This window comes from Sphaerobacter thermophilus DSM 20745, from assembly GCF_000024985.1.
Classification (GTDB): Bacteria; Chloroflexota; Chloroflexia; order Thermomicrobiales; family Thermomicrobiaceae; genus Sphaerobacter; species Sphaerobacter thermophilus.
Window position 1 is genome coordinate 1,125,749 of sequence record NC_013524.1, and the last position, 17,004, is coordinate 1,142,752.

The following is a 17,004-nucleotide window of genomic DNA, read 5'->3' on the forward strand; positions in this document are numbered from 1 at the left end:
GAACTATGGGGGTGGGGCGTGTAAACCAACTGGCTCCGCTGGTGCTTCCCCGCGGTGGACCGCCTGAATGACATGGAGAACGCTCGGGCGCGGCGCGTCAGCAAGACAGCCGAGAGAGGTGGCAGTAGATGTCGCGGCGGTGCCCGATGAGGATGACGAGGATCAAGAGCCGCTCGTCCCTGACCTGATAGACGACACGGTAGTCTCCTACCCGAATGCGATACAGGTCGTCACCGCCAGTGATCTTCTCGCAGCCCTGCGGACGTGGATCGGTCGCGAGGTTATCGATACGCCGCGCGATCCGCGCCTGCATTGCCTTGGGCAGCGACGCAAGCTGCCGTACTGCCTGCGGTGTGAAGTCAATCGCGTACTGTGTGCGGAGCAGGCGCTAATCGTCGAGTCCGAGCTCAACCCGCAGGCGCTCCCAGGGGATCGTGCCGTCTCGTTCGGCTTCTTCCAGCGCGGCGCGCACGGCTTCCAAGTCGACCCGATCCTCCAATGCCTGGAGCAGTTCAGCATCCTCGATCGGGACGATGGCAGCGATCGCCTTCCCCCGACGTGTGAGCGTGATGCGCTCCTTTCCGTAGGCGGCGCGGTTGACGATCTCTGCGAACTCGTTGCGCGCTTCAACCGTTGTTACCGTCGTCATGGCTCGTCTCCCTGTCTGTCGGAACCGGCTCAAATGTACAGTACCGACATTGCGGCGTAAAGCTCCATGGGGAGTCCAATAGATCCTCCGGGGCTCTCGTTACACAGAAGTGTTGTCGTCGTCTTCGGGGAAGTCAGTGTGCAGAATGGCCAGCACAGCGTCCCTGAGTGCAGGCACGTCGCGTGTAGCGGTATGCCACACGATGGACCAGTCAACAGCGAAATAGGCGTGGACGACGATGTTCCGGAACCCAACGATGTCAGCCTAGGGCACGTGCGGATGCCGAGCCTGGAGGTCAGCCGGAAGTCGGGCAGCCGCTTCGCCGATAACCGTGAGCTTGTAGAGGACGGCACTGCGGAGCAGGTCGTCACTCGCGAAACGATCCTGGCTCGTTCCAGCGAGGAACCGGGCGATAGCCTCCGCCGCCTGCACGATATCCAACAAGTACAACCGCTCAGGCCGCGGCATAGACGACCTCAGCTTGGGCGAGCACTTCCTGGCGGATCGCCTCTTTCAGCCCGGCTTTCGGCACGACGTCGACCTGGCGGCCGACAAGGGCGCTGAGTTCCCGCTGGAGACGGCTCAGTTCGATCAGTCCGATCGGGGCACCGGGCGCGAATTCGACCAGCACGTCGAGATCGCTTTCCGCGCCGAAGTCATCGCGTAGGGCCGAGCCAAAGACGGCGAGTTCTCGCACGTGGTAGCGCTGGCAGATGTCTGCCAGGGCACCTGCTGGGACCGAGAGCGCAGGTCCAAGTCTCACGCGCTCTCCCTTGCTCCCTGCTGGCCTGTCCTGCTGCGTCACTTCAGGTGTCTCCCACGTTCGTGCCAATGTCGGGCGTCGTCCGCCCGCGGCGCGGATTGGCTCGATATCCGCATTGTACCGTCAGGTCGCGTCGCCCTACTCGGCTGCGGGGACTTCCTCGTCCAGGAGAACACCGCCGTTCAGCGTGGCGGGAGCGTCGTCAGTAACGAACTGGGCGCGGTAGAGGGAGGCGTAGAGCCCGTCGCGGGCGAGGAGTTCCTGGTGGGTGCCGCGCTCGACGATGCGCCCCTGATCGACCACCAGGATCTGGTCGGCCGCGAGCACGGTGCTCAGCCGGTGGGCGATGGCGATGGTGGTCCGCCCGCGCATGAGCGGCTGGAGAGCGGCCTGGATCAGCCGCTCCGAGTGGGTGTCGAGGGCCGATGTCGCCTCGTCCAGGATCAGGATGCGCGGGTTCTTCAGGATGACGCGAGCCAGCGCAAGGCGCTGCTTTTCCCCGCCAGAGAGCTTGTAGCCCCGCTCGCCGACGACTGTGTCGTAGCCGTCGGGGAGCTCCATGATCCGGTCGTGGATAGCCGCGGCACGCGCGGCTGCCTCGATCTCCTCCTGCGTCGCGTCCGGCTTGCCGTACAAGAGGTTCTCACGGACGGTGGCGTGGAAGAGATAGGTCTCCTGGGTGACGAAGCCGATGATCCGGCCCAGGCTCTCCAGCGTCACGTCGCGCACATCGTGCCCGTCGATCCGCACTGCGCCCGAGGTGACGTCGTAGAGCCGTGGGAGCAGGTAGGTGATGGTCGTCTTCCCGGCACCACTCGGCCCGACCAGCGCGACGAGCTGCCCCGGCTCGATGGTGAAGGTGACGTCATTCAGGGCCAGCGGCCGCTCGGTGGCGCCGTCGCTCCCGGGCGGGGCGGAGTCGTAGCGGAAGCTGACGTGGTCGTACTCGACGCGGCCGCGCACGCGGTCGGGATCGAGCGCCAGGGCGCCGGGCCGGTCGGTGATCTCGGGCTGGAGGTCCAGATACTCGAAGATGCGGTCGAACAGCGCCAGGGCCCCCTGCACGTCGACGTGGACGTTCAGGAGTTGCCCCAGCGGGAAGAAGAGCCGGCTCTGGAGTGTGGTGAAGGCCACGATGCTACCGATCGTCAGCTCCGTGTCGCCGCCGATGATGGACCGCCCGGCGACCCAGTAGACCAGCCCTGGGGTGATCGAGAAGAAGACGTTGATGACCATGAAGAACCAGCGGCCGATCATCTGCTGGCGGATCTGCAACCCGGCCAGCCGCTCGTTCTCGGTGGCAAACCGCTCGGTCGCCTCGCGTTGTCGCCCGAACGTCTTGGTGAGGAGCACGCCGGAGACGGAAAGCGTCTCCTGGGTGATCGCGGTCAGGTCGGCCAGGCTACGCTGGGTGGAGGTCGAGAGCTCACGCCGCAGCGCGCCGACCCGGCGGGTGACGACGAGGAAGATCGGGGCGAGCGCCAGTGACAGCAGCGTGAGCTGCACGTCGATGGCGGCCATGAGCACGATCGTGCTGCCCACGGTGGCAATGTTGCTGACAATCGTCGCGGCGGTGGAGGTGACCACCTGCTGGATGCCGCCGACGTCGTTGGCCAGGCGACTCTGGATCTCCCCGGTGCGGGTCGAGGTGAAGAAGCGCAGCGGCATGCGTTGCAGGTGGGCGTAGAGCGCGTTGCGCAGGTCGCGCATCACCCGCTGGCCGACCACGTTGCTCAGGTAGCTCTGCCCGACGCCGATCAGCCCGGAGATGATCGGCACGACGATCATCAGCCCGACGAAGAGGTTCAGGAGCGCCATGTCCCGTTGGGGGATGGCGGTGTCGATGATCAGCTTGAGCAGGTAGGGGTTGATCAGGCCAAGGCCGGAGGTGATCAGGATAGCGACCAGGACGAGGGCGATCTGCTGCCAGTAGGGCCGGAAGAAGGCGACCACCCGCCGGAAGGTGCCCGGCCGAGCTGTCTGCTCAGGTTTGTCAAACTGGCCCATCAATCGCCCACGGTGCATCGGCCCTCCTCTGTGCGCCTCCACGGCGCAGCAAGCCTACCACTGGGTCTCCGTGACGAAACCCGGTCGTTCGGGTAGGTGCAGCCCTGCCCGTCCGGATCGGGCAGCGGCGGAGACGTCACGTCCGTGCGGGGGCGGGGGCGCTCACCACGTTCTGGGGGTTGCCGTCGAGGAATGCGTTGATGTTCTCGATGGTCACGTCCATGATGCGGTGCACCGCCTCGGTGCTGTAGAACGCGATGTGCGGCGTGATGACTACGTTCTCTCGGCGGGCCAGGAGGTGCTGGCGTAGCACTGCCCGCAGCTTGTCCTCCACCGCCGGCTGGGTCAGGAGTTGCGACTCCTCCTGGATCAACTCTTCCCCCTCGAGCACGTCGAGCCCGGCGCCGGCGAGGATCCCCTCATCCAGCGCCCACATCAGCGACTCGGTGTCGACAAGGCCACCGCGGGCCGTGTTGATCAGCAGCGAGCCGCGCTTCATGCGGGCAAAGGTCTCACGGTTCATCAGGTGGTGCGTCGCCGGGAGGTAGGGGACGTGCAGGCTCGCGATGTCGGATACCTGGAGCAGCTCGTCCAGCGGGACGTAGCGGAAGCCAAGCACCTCGGGCAGGATGCGGCTTGGACGCAGGTCGTGGGCGACGACCTCCATGCCGAATCCCTTGGCGATCCGGATGACGTGGAGGCCGATACTGCCCGTGCCGATCACGCCGAGGGTCTTGCCCTTCAGGTCGAATCCCTCCAGACCCGCCAGCGAGAAGTCGCCGCGCTGGGTGCGGACGTAGGCGCGGTGGATGTTGCGCGATAGCGCCAGGATGAGCCCGAAGGTGTGCTCGGCGACGGTGTTCTCGCCATAGTAGGGGACGTTCGTCACGACGACGCCGCGCTCGGCGCAGGCTGCCAGGTCGATATGGTCGTAGCCGGTCGAGCGGGTGGCGATGAGGCGCAACCGGGGCAGGCGCTCCAGTGTTGGGCGGTCGAGCCGTGAGTGGATGAAGACGGACACGATCTCAGCCTCGGCCGCAAGGTGGGTGCTGTCCTCGTCCAGCGGCTCGCTGTGGAAGACCGGGGCCAGTGGCCCCAGCGCCTCGCCGAAGTACGCCTGCTCGCGCGAGTCCGTCTCGAAGAAGACTACGCGCCCCGCTGTACCGCCCGCCCGATCGCTCATACCGCCGCTCCCTCCGAGGCCCGTTCGCCACATCTGCTGCGGGGTGAGGCTGCAACCCGTGTGCCAGGCGGGAAGCGAGCGCCCGCACTCCGGTTGGGCGATGACCGGGGGTGCGGGCGCAGGCTCTCTCGGCGTTCTGGCAGAGTGCTCGGCGTCACGAGCGCTGATGCTTGAGGAGCACGCGCGGGATTTGCGCGATCAGGGCGCTGGCATCACCGCCCACGAACGATTGCGAGAGCTGATCCGAGAACCCCTGGGTCAGCGCCACGACGATCACCGGGCCGGATTCAAAGAAGATCACTCCCGCGTCGTGCCGCACCCCGGACAGCTCGCCGGTCTTGTGGGCGACGCGCATGTCGTCCGGGAGATAGAGCGGCAGGCGGTCGCGTACTTGCTGGCGCGCCATGATATCGAGCGCGAGGTCGCACGCCTCCGGCGTCAAGATCTGCCGGGTCGCTATCAGGCGGAGCAGGCGCGCGACGTCTGCCGGGGTAGTGAAGTTCTCGAGGCCGCGATCGCGCGCCTCATAGTCCATCATCTTCCGCTGTAGCTGCGTGCCCGTCAGCCCGAGCGACGCGATCGTACGGTTGATCGACTCCACGCCGAGCACGTCGATGCAGAGATTCGTCGCCGTGTTGTCGCTGACGATGATCATGAGCGTCAGCAGATCGAGCAGCGAGATCGACGTGACGCTGGTGAGTTCCTTGAGGATGCCGAAGCCACCGACCTTGGCGTCGTCCGGCACCGGCACCATCTGATCGAGACGGACTGTCCCTTCCTCTGCCTGACGGAGTCCCTCGACCAGGATGGGGATCTTGATGATGCTCGCGGCCAGGAACTGTGTCTCCGGCGACCACTCCAGCCGCTCGCCCGTCGTGAGGTCTTCGATCACGAGTCCGACGGTACCGGGCGCACGCCGGATCAGGTCGTCAAGCTCGGTCCGCGCTGCGGTCAGGTTCACCACCGGGGCCTCCCAGTTCAACCTAGATCAGGATCCACAAGAGGATCACGAACAGGACCAGGTTCGCGGCCAAGATCGCCCAGCCGTTGTACAGCATCGAGCGCAGGTCACGGGATCGCGCCAGACCCATCTGCCCGATCATGTCGGCGTTGGGGAACGGCCCGAACCAGTCGATCTGCGAGGCGCCGAGGAGGACCAGCACCCACGCGAGCGCCGGGATCCCAAGCGCCTCCGCGGTCGGCCCGAAGACTTCATTCATCAACACGACCTGGGCAACGGCGGCCCCGGCGACACCGAGCCACCCGATCAGGAGCGCGACCAGAGCGAAGCCGTAGCCGCCGATCTCAGCGAGGATCGGCTCCCCTGCGTCCAGCAGCGCCTCGTAGGCTTGCATCTGCCCGACCAGCTCGATCAGCGGGTTGAAGAGCCAGAAGAGCAGGAACAGCCAGACCAGGCCGGACGCTCCGCGATAGATCGCCTGCAGGATTCCCTCGAGGCTCATGCCTCCCGCCAGCCCGGTGGTGAACGAGGTGACCAGCATGACGAGGATCGCGAAGGACGCCCCGGCCTCGGCCCGGATACCGTAGGCGACCATGACGGCGAGGGTCAGGACAAAGGCGATGGTGCCGCGGCGGGCTTGCTCGCCCAACGACTTCTGCTCCGCCGTGGCGAGCGCCTCTTCATCGTAGGCCTGCGACCCCTCGGTCCGGCGTTGGATCCACCGCGCCATGAAGAATCCCACGACCCAGGTGGTGATCGCCATCGGGAGTCCCGCCGCGGCGAGGTACGGCACGTAGTTCACGCCGGCGGTTTCGGTGAGGGTGACCACGGGCGGGGTGAAGGGACCGATGAAGAGCCCCGGCGCGCCACCCGAGTGGAGCATGATCGCCAGCGCCGCGGGGGTGAACCCGACAGCCGCCGCAATCGGGATCACGATCGGCGCCAGGATCGCGTTGGCACCCGCGAGAGTGCCCAGCGCGCCGACGAGAATCGTCGACGTCAGCATGATGCCGAGCTGTACGCGCGTCCGCGTCCGCAGGCCGATCGTCTGGGTGATGAGGCGGACGAGGTACTCGGCAACTCCGGTCTCCCGCGTGACCTGCCCCAGCCCGCCGCCGAGGATGATGATCAGGCCGACGGTCACGATGAACGACCCGAGCGACTGTGCGAAGAGTCCGCTCAGGGCCAACGGACCGGTTCCGGTCATGATCACGGCGGCGATCAGCGCACCGAGCGTCGCCAGGACGATGTCGAGCCCCAGCAGGGCGAGGATCGCGTAGAGCACGATGGGGACGAGGCCCCACACGCTCGGTGGTTCGACCGCGAGGTTGATGACGATCGCGGCGATGATCCCGATCACGAACGCAACGATACCGACTGTCTGGGTGAGGCCGCGGGCCTTCTCGGGCTCGGACGCCGGCAGTTCACGAGCAGTCATCAGCCTCGCCTTCCACTCCATCCCGAAGCCACATCTCCGCGACGCGGCCGGGCTCTGTCATGTCCCGCAACCGAGCCGGGTGGCCGGCTACCACCTGCCGGCGCGTGCGCACCCCTAGCCCACTCCGCTGGGTCGACCGAACGTGCCCAGCGTTTCCCTACCGTACTGCACGGTTTCGTCTCAGGGAAGCAACTTGGATGACATTATGGTAGGCAGTGATGGAATCCCCCGCCCCATCCGTGGGGCGGGGGACGGCGGGAGAGTCGTCGCAATCACTCCTTGCCCTTGACCGGCCAGTCCTCCAGGCGCCACGCGGCATCCCAGAACATCCACTCGTACTTCGAGCAGGTCACGAAGTGGCGGCGGACTCGGGCGCGCCTGGCGTCGGAGAGGTCGGCCACCATCTCGTTGGCGATAGCGAGGACCTCGCGCACGGGGACGGCGAACTCCTCTGAGGCGTAGGTGTCGATCCAGCGCTGGTAGTCAGGGTTGGGCGAGCCGGCCTCCTCGAGCTGCTTGCCGACCTCCCAGTAGATCCAGTAGCAGGGCAGCAGCGCGCCGATGACCTCTTCGAACGGCTCGCGGTAGGCGACCCGCACGAGGTACGAGGTGTAGGCCAGGTTGGTGGGGGAGGGGGGCGTGTTGAAGACCTCTTCGGTCGTGATCCCCCAGTCCTTGAAGAGACCCTCGTGCAGCGAGCGCTCGACGACCAGCGTGTCGCGCGCGTGGCCTGCCAGCGTCTCGGCCCAGGCGTCCTTGGGCGCCTTGGCAGTGGCAGCGGCGATCGAGCGGGCGAAGTCCTGGAGGTAGAGGGCGTCCTGAATCACGTACTGGCGGAAAGCCGGTGCGGGCAGCGAGCCGTCGGTCAGCCCCTTAATAAAGGGGTGTTCGAGGATCTGCTGGTAGATCGGGGTGATGCTCTCCCACAGCTCGTCAGTGAACCGCGTGTCCATCAGGCGACTCCTTTCGCGATGGCCCGGGCGCGGGGATGGGGAGCCGTCGGTGGGACAGAGAACGGCGCTGCCCGCGTGGACAGCGCCGTTGAACGGTCTGGTCAGCAGCCGTCCCTTCGCTGGCATTACCCAGTTCAGGTTCAGCGGTCGGTGGCGGATCGGTGGCCACCCTCTCAGCCCGGGTCCCCGGGCTCCCGTCGCGCTGTGCCGCTTATTGATCTGTCGCGAACACCGTAGCAGGTGCCCGCGGCGGTGTCAAACCTAGTCGGCAGCGGTCTGCTGCGGCTTGAGCACTACCTTCGTGTAGCCCTCGACCCGCTTGTCGAACTTCTCGTAGGCCTCCGGCGCCTTCTCGAGCGGCACCCGGTGGCTGACGACGAAGCTCGGCTTGGCGCGGCCGGAGATGATCAGGTCGCGCAGGAAGACGTTGTACTGCTTCACGTTGGTCTGGCCGGTACCGAGCCGGATCCCCTTCTCGAACATTTTCCCGAAGGAGAGGAGCAACTGCCCCTGCTTGGCGGCCTGGTCGACGCCGCCCGGATCGGTCGGCACGTAGAGCCCTGGGATACCGATCCGCCCGGTTGGGTTCACCACCCGGATCAGGTCTTCGAGCACCTGGTTCGGCTGCTCCTGGCTTCCGGTCCCGTGAGAGAACGCCTGGTAGCCGACCGCGTCGATACCGCACATGACGCCGATCATGCTCTCTTCACCGGGGCGCATGGCGCCGGTGACGCCTGCGTTCTGCCGGCGCATGTCGAAGATCTGCTCCACCGGGTCGCCCTTGGAGAAGTCGATTGGGATCGCGCCGATCTCCTTCGCTTTCTGCAGGCGCTCCGGCACGCGGTCAACGACGTAGACCTCCGAAGCGCCGCGGAGGAGGGCGCTGTAGGCCGCCATCAGCCCCACCGGGCCGGCCCCGAAGACGGCGACGGTGCTGCCGGGACGAACGTCTGCCAGCTCTGTCCCGTGGTAGCCGGTGGGGAAGATGTCGGCCAGCATCATAAAGTCATCTTCCCACTGATCGCCCGGTTGACCTGGGAGCTTGAGGCAGTTGAAGTCGGCGAAGGGAACGCGCAGCAACTCGGCCTGCCCGCCCGGGTAGGGGCCCATGGCGACGTAGCCGTAGGCGCTGCCGGCGAAGCCGGGGTTCGCCGTCAGGCAGAAGCCGGTATAGCCCCGCACACAGTTGAAGCAGAAGCCGCAGGCGATGTTGAAGGGCATGACCACCCGGTCGCCCTTCTTGATCGACGCGACGCCGCTGCCGACCTCCTCCACGACGCCCATGTTCTCGTGGCCGAAGACGATGCCCGGTGAGGCGGCGGTGCGCCCCTCATACATATGGAGATCGCTGCCGCAGATGGCGCTGGACGTGATGCGGACGAGTACATCGGTGGGGGCTTCGATCTTGGGGTCGGGGACTTCCTCGACGGCGACCTGATTCGGGCCCTTGTAGACAACGGCCTTCATGGAACCACTCCTCTTCCCGCAGCGGCCGGCTCGTGCGGTCGACCGCCACTCGGTACGACGATGTCAGGTCGTTCGGAGTGCGGGCGCGGCCGCCCCGTTGTCCGGGTACAGCGTCGATGTCCGCCACTGGTGAGTGGGGGGCGGGGCGGCCGCGATGAGCGGTGTGGTCGCTGGCGCCTCCTTCCCGGTCGAGATGCGGGACGCCCACCGCGCGGGGTGGAGGACGCCACAGCGCGGCAGGTGTCGCATGCGTGACGTTGCGCGCCGTCTGTTTTCATGCTAGACGCTAACTATTCGCTTGTCAATGAGTTCTGTCTGGGGCCCGGTGGGAGCGTTGCGGGGTCTTGGGGTTGACGACTCGCGAGAGTGTGCGCGGGCGGCGTGTGCCCGGGGGTTTACCCCGGGCTGACAATGAAAGCCGGGTGAAGCCGGCTGGGACAGAGCAGTCCGCAAACCCAGATGATACGGTGTCTACCGGTCGGCCCGTGCCCGGGGGTTTACCCCCGGGCTGAGAAGGCGAAGCCCACTGAAGGGGCTGGGGACACTGCGCCCAGCGGGTGCCCGACCGGAGCAACGGGGTGGACAAGGGAGTCCCTTCAGTGGGCTTTCCCACACTCAGCCCGGGGATGTATCCCCGGGCACCGACTGGACGGTGGACACCAAACGCCAGGGTGGAAGCCCTGGTCCGCCTCAGCCCGCTTTAGCGGGCTTTCCTGGTCAGCCCGGGGGTTTCCCCCGGGCACCTGCCGACCGCGTACACCCATGCAATTCGCCAAGCTCCGTGAGCGGGCCGGGGACAGGGCGGCGGGCGTGCCGGATTCGTTCGTGGAAGACCGTCACTTCCGCCCTGATGCTACCGAGCGGACCCCGGCAGGGGAGCGAGATGGTGTCTGTTGCGGATAAGTTTCGCGTGAGGCTCCGCGGAGCAGCGCGGGGAGGGGCGCTTCCGCACGGCCGGATCTGGTTGCTTGACACCGGCATGGGTTACCAGTAGAGTCAGCGTCGAAAAAAGTTTTTCAACAATCGCCCAGGGGCGAGCGCGCATCTGTGGAGGAACGATGCCGGGGCGAGCGGGGACACCGCCCGCGGACGACTACGAACCAGCCGAGGTCATGGTTGTCGAGGAGCTCGATCAGCTCCGCATCCTCGCGAACCCGCTCCGGGCCGCGATCATCCAGGAGGTCATCCCGGCAGCGCGCACGGTCGCCGAGGTGGGTGAGGCGCTCGGCATCAGTCCTACCAAGCTCTACTACCACTTCCGCGAACTGGAGATGGCCGGGCTCATCCGGTCGATCCCGGTGCATGAGGGTCAGGCGCAGCAGCGCTACCGGGCTGTTGCGCGCTTCTACCAGTTGTCGTCCCGGCTCCTGAACGCAAACAGCGCTCCGGAGACTCAGAGCGCTACCGTAGAGTTCACCATCAGTGCAATCGATCACGTGGCGGCGCAATTGCGACGCGCGTTCAATGAGGGCAGTATTGCCCGAACGCCGGATGTGGTGACCGTGCAACGCCGCACGGCCCGCATGTCGGTGGCGGAGGCCCAGCAATTTGCCGACCGGCTGCGCAAACTGGCTAGCTCCTTCGAGAAGGCTGACCGGCCGGACGGCGAGATCACGGTCGAGCTGGGTCTCGCGTTGTTCCCGCGCCCGAGTCAGCCCGCGGTCAACGGCGACCAGGCGGTGCATCGCGCGCGGCGCTTCCCACGGCGTCAGCGTGGACGGAGTCCGCGTTCCAGAGGGTAGTTGGGTGTACCCGCGGGTATGAATGGTCGAGGAGGACGTACGAGAATGGGTGTTCAGGACCCGCGCGCGGGGGACGCGCAATCGGTTGATCTGCTGGGGAGCCAGTTGAGCCGGCGGCGACTGGTCCGCTTGCTCGCGGCCGCGCCCGTGGCGGCAGGAGTCACCTCGATCCTCGCCGCCTGCGGCGGGGGCGACTCCACCGATTCGAACGGTGGCGACTCCGGCAGCGATGGCGGGAGCGGCGGCACGTCGACCACCCCGTCCGGCACGGCCGACAGCGGGAGCGGCGGCTCCAGCGGCGAGCCGAAGCAGGGTGGGCGGCTGATCATCGGGCGCAGCGGCGACTCCGACAGCCTCGACCCCCAGCACACCATCGCCTCGATCTCCTGGCAGGTCTTCCAGCATATCTATGACCCGCTGATTGGCCGGAACCTGGATCTGGAGTACGAGGGTGTGCTGGCCGAGCGGTGGGAGGTCTCCGAGGACGGCAAGGAGATCACGTTCACCATCCGCAAGGGGATCAAATTCCACGACGGGACCGACCTGACGCCGGAGGCGGTTGCCTTCACCTTCACCCGCCTGATGGACCCGGCGACGAACGCGCCGGCGGCGTCCTGGATTTCGCCGCTGCAGAAGACGGAGGCGATCGACGACTCGACCGTCAAGATGACGCTCTCCGAGGCGTTCTCGCCGCTGCTCGGTAACATCAGCAGCGCCTACTTCGGCATCATCTCGCCGGCCGCCGTGGAGAAGTACGGCGAGGACTTCGGCCAGAACCCGGTCGGCACCGGTCCCTACAAATTCAAAGAGTGGATCGCCGGCGAGAGCATCACGCTGGAGCGGAACCCGGATTACCAGAACTTCCGCACCACGTCGGAGAACAAGGGCGCTCCGTACCTGGATGAGATCGTCTTCCGCAACATCCCCGAAGAGCAGACGCAGGTGGCCTCGATGGAGACGGGCGAGATCAACTGTCTCCTGTCGGTGCCGCCGCATCAGGTCAAGAACTTCCAGGACAACCCGGATCTCCAGGTCTACATCCCCGAGGCGAGTACCAGCATCGCTTTCATCGAGTTCCACATGATGGACCCCGGAGAGGAGTACGGCCAGGTCTACAAGCCGCCGTTCGACGACGTCCGGGTGCGCCAGGCGGTGGCGTACGCCATCAACGCCGACGAGATCATCGAGAGCGTCCTCGACGGGCTGGCAACGCGCAACTACGGCCCGATGCCGACCGGTAACTACGGCTACAACCCGGACATCAAGGAGTTCGGCTACGACTACGATCCGGAGAAGGCCAAGAGCCTGCTCGAGGAGGCGGGCTGGGTCGCGTCCGGCAATGGCCCGCGCCAGAAGGACGGCCAGCCGCTCGAAGTCCTGCTCTGGACCTGGAACGCGAGCACCCAGGAGCGCGTGGCGCAGGTGATCCAGAACCAGCTCAACCAGGTCGGGTTCGACGTCAAGCTGGAGACGATGGAAGTCGCGACCGTCCTGGCGCGGCTGGGCCAGCCGGACGATCCCTCCCACTTCGACCTGATGTCCTGGGGTTGGTCGGAGTCCGACCTGCTCTACATGATGACTGATACTGAGAGCGGGATCGGCTGGTATCGCCCGAAGGAGTACCGTGACCTGGTCGAGGAGGCCCGCCGGGTGAACGATCTGGAGGAGCGCGGCCGCCTCTACTTCGAGGCGATGAAGATCATGCTGCGCGACTGCGCCATGGTTCCGCTCTGGAGCCCGGTCAACGTGGTCGGCACCCGCGCCGAGGTCAAGGGCATGAAGCTCGACGGCCAGGGGTATCCGATCTACCACGATATCTACATCGAGTCCTAGTCCGACCAGGAAGCTCTGGTGGGGTCGGGGGACACCCCCGACCCTGCCGGGGACTGGGGGAGTGCGCTCATGCTCCGCTATATCGCCGTCCGCCTGATCTCAGCTATCCCTGTGGTCTTCGGCGTGACCCTGGCGGTCTTCTTCATGGTCCGGCTCGTCCCTGGTGACCCGGTGGACATCATGTTCGGCAACCAGGCCCGGCCGACCCCCGAGCAGCGGGCGGCGATGCGCAAGCAACTGGGTTTGGACCTGCCGATCCACAAGCAGTACGTCAAGTTCATCTCCGACGCGCTCCGGGGCGACCTCGGGCGCTCATTCCGCAGCAAGCGGCCGGTGATGCAGGAGATCCTGATCCGGTTGCCCAACACGCTCAAGCTGACCGCGGCCAGCCTCGCGGTCGCGGTGGTGATCGGGACGGTGACCGGCGTGCTGGCCGCCACCTTTAAGGGGTCCTGGATCGACAACGTCAGCATGGTCAGCGCCGTCCTGGGCGTCTCGATCCCCGGGTTCTGGCTGGGCCTGATGTTGATCCTCCTCTTCTCCGTGAGGCTCGGCTGGCTCCCGGTCTCCGGGACCGGCACCTGGAAGCACCTGGTCCTGCCGGCCTTCACCCTCGGCCTGCTCAGCTCGGCCATCCTTGCCCGGCTGACGCGCGCCAGCATGCTGGAGGCACTTTCGGGCGACTACGTCCGGACGGCCCGCGCCAAGGGGCTGCGTGAGTGGTGGGTCGTGATTCGTCACGCGCTGCGCAACGCCCTGATCCCGATCGTGACGATGCTCGGCCTCCAGATCGGCGGGCTCCTCTCCGGGGCCTTCATCATCGAGGCGGTCTTCGGCTACTCGGGCATCGGCCTGCTCGCGGTGGGCGCGCTGCAGACGCGCGACTTCCCCCTGATCCAGGGAATCGTGCTCATGGTGTCGCTGATCTACGTCGGGGTGAACCTCCTGGTGGACATCATCTATGCCGCGATCGATCCGCGCATCAGCTACTCATAGGCAGGGGGACATGAACGCAGACCGGCAAACCATGCAGCGGGTCGATGCCAAAGGTGCTTTGCCGCTCGGCGCCGGCGCCGCGCCTCGCTCCCAGCGCCAGATCGTGTGGCGGCGACTGCGCTCGAACCGCCTGGCCATGCTCGGCGGGGTCATCGTCGGGACGCTGATCCTGCTCGCCATCTTCGCTCCCGTCCTCGCGCGCTACGACCCGACCGAGATGCGGCTGTCGGACCAGTTCCTGCCGCCCAGCCTGGAGCACCCCTTCGGCACCGACGACTTCGGGCGGGACATCCTGACGCGCATCCTCTACGGCGCGCGCATCTCGCTGCGAGTCGGCCTGGTGGCGGTCGGGATCGCCGCGATCGTCGGGTCGATCATCGGCATGACAGCCGGTTACTTCGGCGGCTGGTTCGACATCATCAGCCAGCGCGTGATCGACGTCATGCTCGCCTTCCCGGATCTCCTCCTCGCGCTGGCGATCATCGCCGTGCTCGGCCCGAGCCTGACGAACGTCATGATCGCCGTCGGGATCGGCTCGGTACCGACCTATGCCCGGCTGATGCGCGGGCAGGTGCTCTCGCTGAAGCGCAAGGAGTACGTGGAGGCGGCGCGGGCTATCGGCGCGCCGACCCGGCGCATCCTGTTCGTCCACATCCTCCCGAACGCGCTCTCGCCGATGATCGTGCTCGCCTCGCTCGGCATCGCCAGCTCGATCCTTTCGGCTGCCGCGCTCAGCTTCATCGGCATGGGCGCCCAGCCGCCGACGCCCGAGTGGGGCGCGATGCTCAGCAACGGCCGCGAGTTCCTACGCGAAGAGTGGTGGATCGCCACCTTCCCCGGCCTCGCGATCGCCATCACCGTGCTGGGCTTCAATATCCTGGGGGACGGTCTGCGCGACGCGCTCGACCCGCAGTCCCGCGACTGACGCAGGTGCAGCGGAGGGAGTAGGGAACCAGAGCACTTCCGGGCCGTGACGGCCCATCGGTCGTGAGTGGACGCAGCCCTGCTGCCCTCGCCCGGCCACGGCGGGGGCCGGCAGGCCGGAAAGGTAATGCGACGCATGAGCAACGAACTGACGCGGCCAGGCACGCTCGACGAGGCCGTGCGCGATGCGATGACGCGCTGGTCGATCCCCGGCATCGCGGTGGGGATCTTCCGCGACGGCGCCGTCGAGACCCACGGCTACGGTGTGGCCAGCCTGGAGACTGGCTTCCCGGTGCGCCCGGACACCCTGTTCCAGATCGGGTCGATCTCTAAGGTCTACACCGCCACCCTGGCCATGCAGCTCGTCGAGGAGGGCAAGCTGTCACTCGACACGCCGGTGATCGAGTACCTGCCCGACCTGAAGCTGGCCGACGCCGATGCCCAGCGCACCATCACCATGCGCCACCTCCTGACCCACACCAGCGGGCTGGAGGGTGACCGCTTCGATGACTACGGCATCGGCGACGACGCCCTCGCCAAGGCGATCGCCGAGTTCCACACCCTGCGCCAGTGGACCGCCCCGGGCGAGCTCTGGTCCTACTGCAACAGCGGGTTCTACCTCGCCGGCCGCGTCATGGAGCAGATCCTGGGCCAGACCTTCGAGCAGGCGATGCGCGAGCGGGTCTTCGCGCCCCTGGGCATGGAGCACAGCTTCTTCTTCGCCCACGAGGCCATCGTCTACCCGGTCGCCGTCGGCCACACGCAGGTCACCCCGTCGAGCGCCGAGCACAAGGTTGCCCGGCTCTACCCGCTGCCGCGCTGCGTCAACGCCGCTGGCGGGATCATCGCCAACGTCGGCGACCTGCTCCGCTTTGCCGCCTTCCACATGAGCAACGGCACGGTCGGTGGGAAGCAGATCCTTTCGGCCGAGTCGATCGCGGCGATGCAGGAGCAGCAGGTCAAGGCAGGCAACTTCGCCGACGCCTACGGCATCGGCTGGGCGCTCGACACGGTCGACGGCGTCAAGATCGTCTCGCACGGCGGCTCGACCAACGGCTTCCAGGCGCAGCTCGCGCTGGTGCCCTCGCGCCGGTTCGCCATCGCCATCCTCACCAACGGTGACCGCGGCGCCGCGGCACACCGCGATATCCAGCGCTGGGCGCTCGAGCACGAACTCGGCCTGCGCTCCACCGACCCGGAGCCGATCACGCTCCCGGCCGAGGCGCTGGAGCGCGTCGTCGGAACCTACAAGCGGCCGCACAGCACCATCACGCTGTCGGTCGACGAGGGTCGGCTGAAGGCGGAGATCCAGATGAGCAGCCCGCTGACCGGCGAGACAGAGACCCTGCCGCCGCTCTTCATGTCACCCCTCAGCGAGCAGGAGTTCATCGTCACCGAGGGCGACTACCAGGGCATGCGAACCGACGTCATCTTCGGCGACGACGGCAAGCCGCGCTTCCTCCGCTTCAGCGGCCGCCTGGCGGAGTACGTCCAGGACTAAGCGGCCGGATCACGCGACAACCCCCCGATCCGTGGCTGGGACATCCCAGCCACGGATCCGTTTTCCGCGTCGTCTCGTGCTCGTAGTTCACCCCCACGCGTGTGGGGACAACGATACTGGTACCCGCGTAGTGGTCGTACAGATCGGTTCACCCCCACGCGTGTGGGGACAACGCACTGGAGGGGGAACTGTGATGACCGATCATCGGTTCACCCCCACGCGTGTGGGGACAACAGCGCCTCCCCACAGCGCGGGCACGCCTGGTACGGTTCACCCCCACGCGTGTGGGGACAACCAACTCCGATTGTCGGACGCTGGCGGCAACCCCGGTTCACCCCCACGCGTGTGGGGACAACGGCCGTGGGACGGCGTGCCGGGTAGATACATCCGGTTCACCCCCACGCGTGTGGGGACAACTCCGCAAGCGGGTTGATTATCGTACGCACCGACGGTTCACCCCCACGCGTGTGGGGACAACGCCAATCTGCTCTACACCGCCGCGCGCGCGGCCGGTTCACCCCCACGCGTGTGGGGACAACGCGATCGGAGGGCGCATGACCGAGCGCCGCAGCTGGTTCACCCCCACG

14 protein-coding genes, 1 pseudogene and 1 CRISPR repeat array (1 of these 16 running past the window's edge) are annotated in these 17,004 nt (G+C 66.8%); of the genes and pseudogenes, 5 read left to right on the forward strand and 10 right to left on the reverse strand.

Features of this window, described 5'->3' with window-relative positions; genetic code table 11:
• Positions 1-97: 97 nt before the first annotated feature.
• From STHE_RS17055 to STHE_RS17100, 10 genes and pseudogenes are all read right to left on the reverse strand, one after another.
• Positions 98-385 (reverse strand): type II toxin-antitoxin system RelE family toxin, encoded by a 288-nt coding sequence (locus STHE_RS17055; RefSeq protein WP_012873851.1) that lies wholly within the window; start codon positions 383-385, stop codon positions 98-100.
• Positions 386-388: 3 nt separating this feature from the next.
• The gene (locus STHE_RS17060) at positions 389-649 is read right to left on the reverse strand and encodes a type II toxin-antitoxin system Phd/YefM family antitoxin (RefSeq protein ID WP_012873852.1); all 261 of its coding nucleotides are present in this window, start codon (positions 647-649) and stop codon (positions 389-391) included.
• Between the two features lie 99 nt (positions 650-748).
• A pseudogene (locus tag STHE_RS19495) lies at positions 749-1,117 on the reverse strand (HepT-like ribonuclease domain-containing protein).
• Complete coding sequence (locus STHE_RS17070; RefSeq protein ID WP_041400509.1) at positions 1,104-1,412, reverse strand: nucleotidyltransferase family protein; 309 nt, start codon at positions 1,410-1,412, stop codon at positions 1,104-1,106. Before STHE_RS17070 ends, STHE_RS19495 begins: the two are co-directional and overlap by 14 nt.
• 138 nt (positions 1,413-1,550) lie before the next feature.
• Entirely contained in the window at positions 1,551-3,437 is a 1,887-nt protein-coding gene (locus tag STHE_RS17075; RefSeq protein ID WP_012873854.1) for an ABC transporter ATP-binding protein, read from the reverse strand.
• A 118-nt stretch (positions 3,438-3,555) separates the two neighbouring features.
• A complete protein-coding gene (locus tag STHE_RS17080) occupies positions 3,556-4,602 on the reverse strand; it encodes a hydroxyacid dehydrogenase (RefSeq protein ID WP_012873855.1) in 1,047 nt (348 codons plus the stop codon).
• A 154-nt stretch (positions 4,603-4,756) separates the two neighbouring features.
• Positions 4,757-5,566 carry a serine hydrolase gene (locus STHE_RS17085; RefSeq protein ID WP_012873856.1) on the reverse strand — a complete coding sequence of 270 codons (810 nt, stop codon included), beginning with the start codon at positions 5,564-5,566 and terminating at the stop codon, positions 4,757-4,759.
• 19 nt (positions 5,567-5,585) lie between these two features.
• The gene (locus STHE_RS17090) at positions 5,586-7,001 is read right to left on the reverse strand and encodes a transporter permease (RefSeq protein ID WP_041400829.1); all 1,416 of its coding nucleotides are present in this window, start codon (positions 6,999-7,001) and stop codon (positions 5,586-5,588) included.
• Between the two features lie 272 nt (positions 7,002-7,273).
• Positions 7,274-7,954: a thiaminase II gene (gene tenA / locus STHE_RS17095; RefSeq protein WP_012873858.1), complete on the reverse strand. Its 681-nt coding sequence runs from the start codon at positions 7,952-7,954 to the stop codon at positions 7,274-7,276.
• A 261-nt stretch (positions 7,955-8,215) separates the two neighbouring features.
• A complete protein-coding gene (locus STHE_RS17100) occupies positions 8,216-9,421 on the reverse strand; it encodes a glutathione-independent formaldehyde dehydrogenase (protein WP_012873859.1) in 1,206 nt (401 codons plus the stop codon).
• A gap of 1,058 nt (positions 9,422-10,479) precedes the next feature.
• Between STHE_RS17100 and STHE_RS17105 the strand changes: the two genes are divergently transcribed.
• The 5 genes from STHE_RS17105 (at position 10,480) to STHE_RS17125 (ending at position 16,417) form a co-directional block, all read left to right on the forward strand.
• Positions 10,480-11,163, forward strand: coding sequence for a winged helix-turn-helix domain-containing protein (locus STHE_RS17105; protein WP_012873860.1), 684 nt, complete (start codon positions 10,480-10,482; stop codon positions 11,161-11,163).
• A 45-nt stretch (positions 11,164-11,208) separates the two neighbouring features.
• On the forward strand, positions 11,209-12,996 hold the full coding sequence (locus STHE_RS17110; RefSeq protein ID WP_012873861.1) for an ABC transporter substrate-binding protein: 1,788 nt from the start codon (positions 11,209-11,211) through the stop codon (positions 12,994-12,996).
• A gap of 69 nt (positions 12,997-13,065) precedes the next feature.
• Positions 13,066-13,992, forward strand: a complete 927-nt coding sequence (nikB, locus tag STHE_RS17115; RefSeq protein ID WP_012873862.1) for a nickel ABC transporter permease — start codon at positions 13,066-13,068, stop codon at positions 13,990-13,992.
• 10 nt (positions 13,993-14,002) lie between these two features.
• Positions 14,003-14,917 carry a nickel transporter permease gene (gene nikC / locus STHE_RS17120; RefSeq protein ID WP_012873863.1) on the forward strand — a complete coding sequence of 305 codons (915 nt, stop codon included), beginning with the start codon at positions 14,003-14,005 and terminating at the stop codon, positions 14,915-14,917.
• 135 nt (positions 14,918-15,052) lie between these two features.
• Positions 15,053-16,417, forward strand: coding sequence for a serine hydrolase (locus tag STHE_RS17125; protein ID WP_052295414.1), 1,365 nt, complete (start codon positions 15,053-15,055; stop codon positions 16,415-16,417).
• Between the two features lie 83 nt (positions 16,418-16,500).
• Positions 16,501-17,004: a CRISPR direct-repeat array (repeat unit 29 nt; unit sequence CGGTTCACCCCCACGCGTGTGGGGACAAC) (it continues 1,786 nt past the right edge of the window).

Coding starts and splice junctions, on each gene's coding strand:
- nikC (WP_012873863.1), top strand. CDS start 14,003: ATGAACGCAGACCGGCAAACCATGCAGCGGGTCGATGCCAAAGGTGCT.
- STHE_RS17090 (WP_041400829.1), bottom strand. CDS start 7,001: ATGACTGCTCGTGAACTGCCGGCGTCCGAGCCCGAGAAGGCCCGCGGC.
- STHE_RS17125 (WP_052295414.1), top strand. CDS start 15,053: ATGAGCAACGAACTGACGCGGCCAGGCACGCTCGACGAGGCCGTGCGC.
- STHE_RS17060 (WP_012873852.1), bottom strand. CDS start 649: ATGACGACGGTAACAACGGTTGAAGCGCGCAACGAGTTCGCAGAGATC.
- nikB (WP_012873862.1), top strand. CDS start 13,066: ATGCTCCGCTATATCGCCGTCCGCCTGATCTCAGCTATCCCTGTGGTC.
- STHE_RS17110 (WP_012873861.1), top strand. CDS start 11,209: ATGGGTGTTCAGGACCCGCGCGCGGGGGACGCGCAATCGGTTGATCTG.
- STHE_RS17080 (WP_012873855.1), bottom strand. CDS start 4,602: ATGAGCGATCGGGCGGGCGGTACAGCGGGGCGCGTAGTCTTCTTCGAG.
- tenA (WP_012873858.1), bottom strand. CDS start 7,954: ATGGACACGCGGTTCACTGACGAGCTGTGGGAGAGCATCACCCCGATC.
- STHE_RS17075 (WP_012873854.1), bottom strand. CDS start 3,437: ATGCACCGTGGGCGATTGATGGGCCAGTTTGACAAACCTGAGCAGACA.
- STHE_RS17105 (WP_012873860.1), top strand. CDS start 10,480: ATGCCGGGGCGAGCGGGGACACCGCCCGCGGACGACTACGAACCAGCC.
- STHE_RS17100 (WP_012873859.1), bottom strand. CDS start 9,421: ATGAAGGCCGTTGTCTACAAGGGCCCGAATCAGGTCGCCGTCGAGGAA.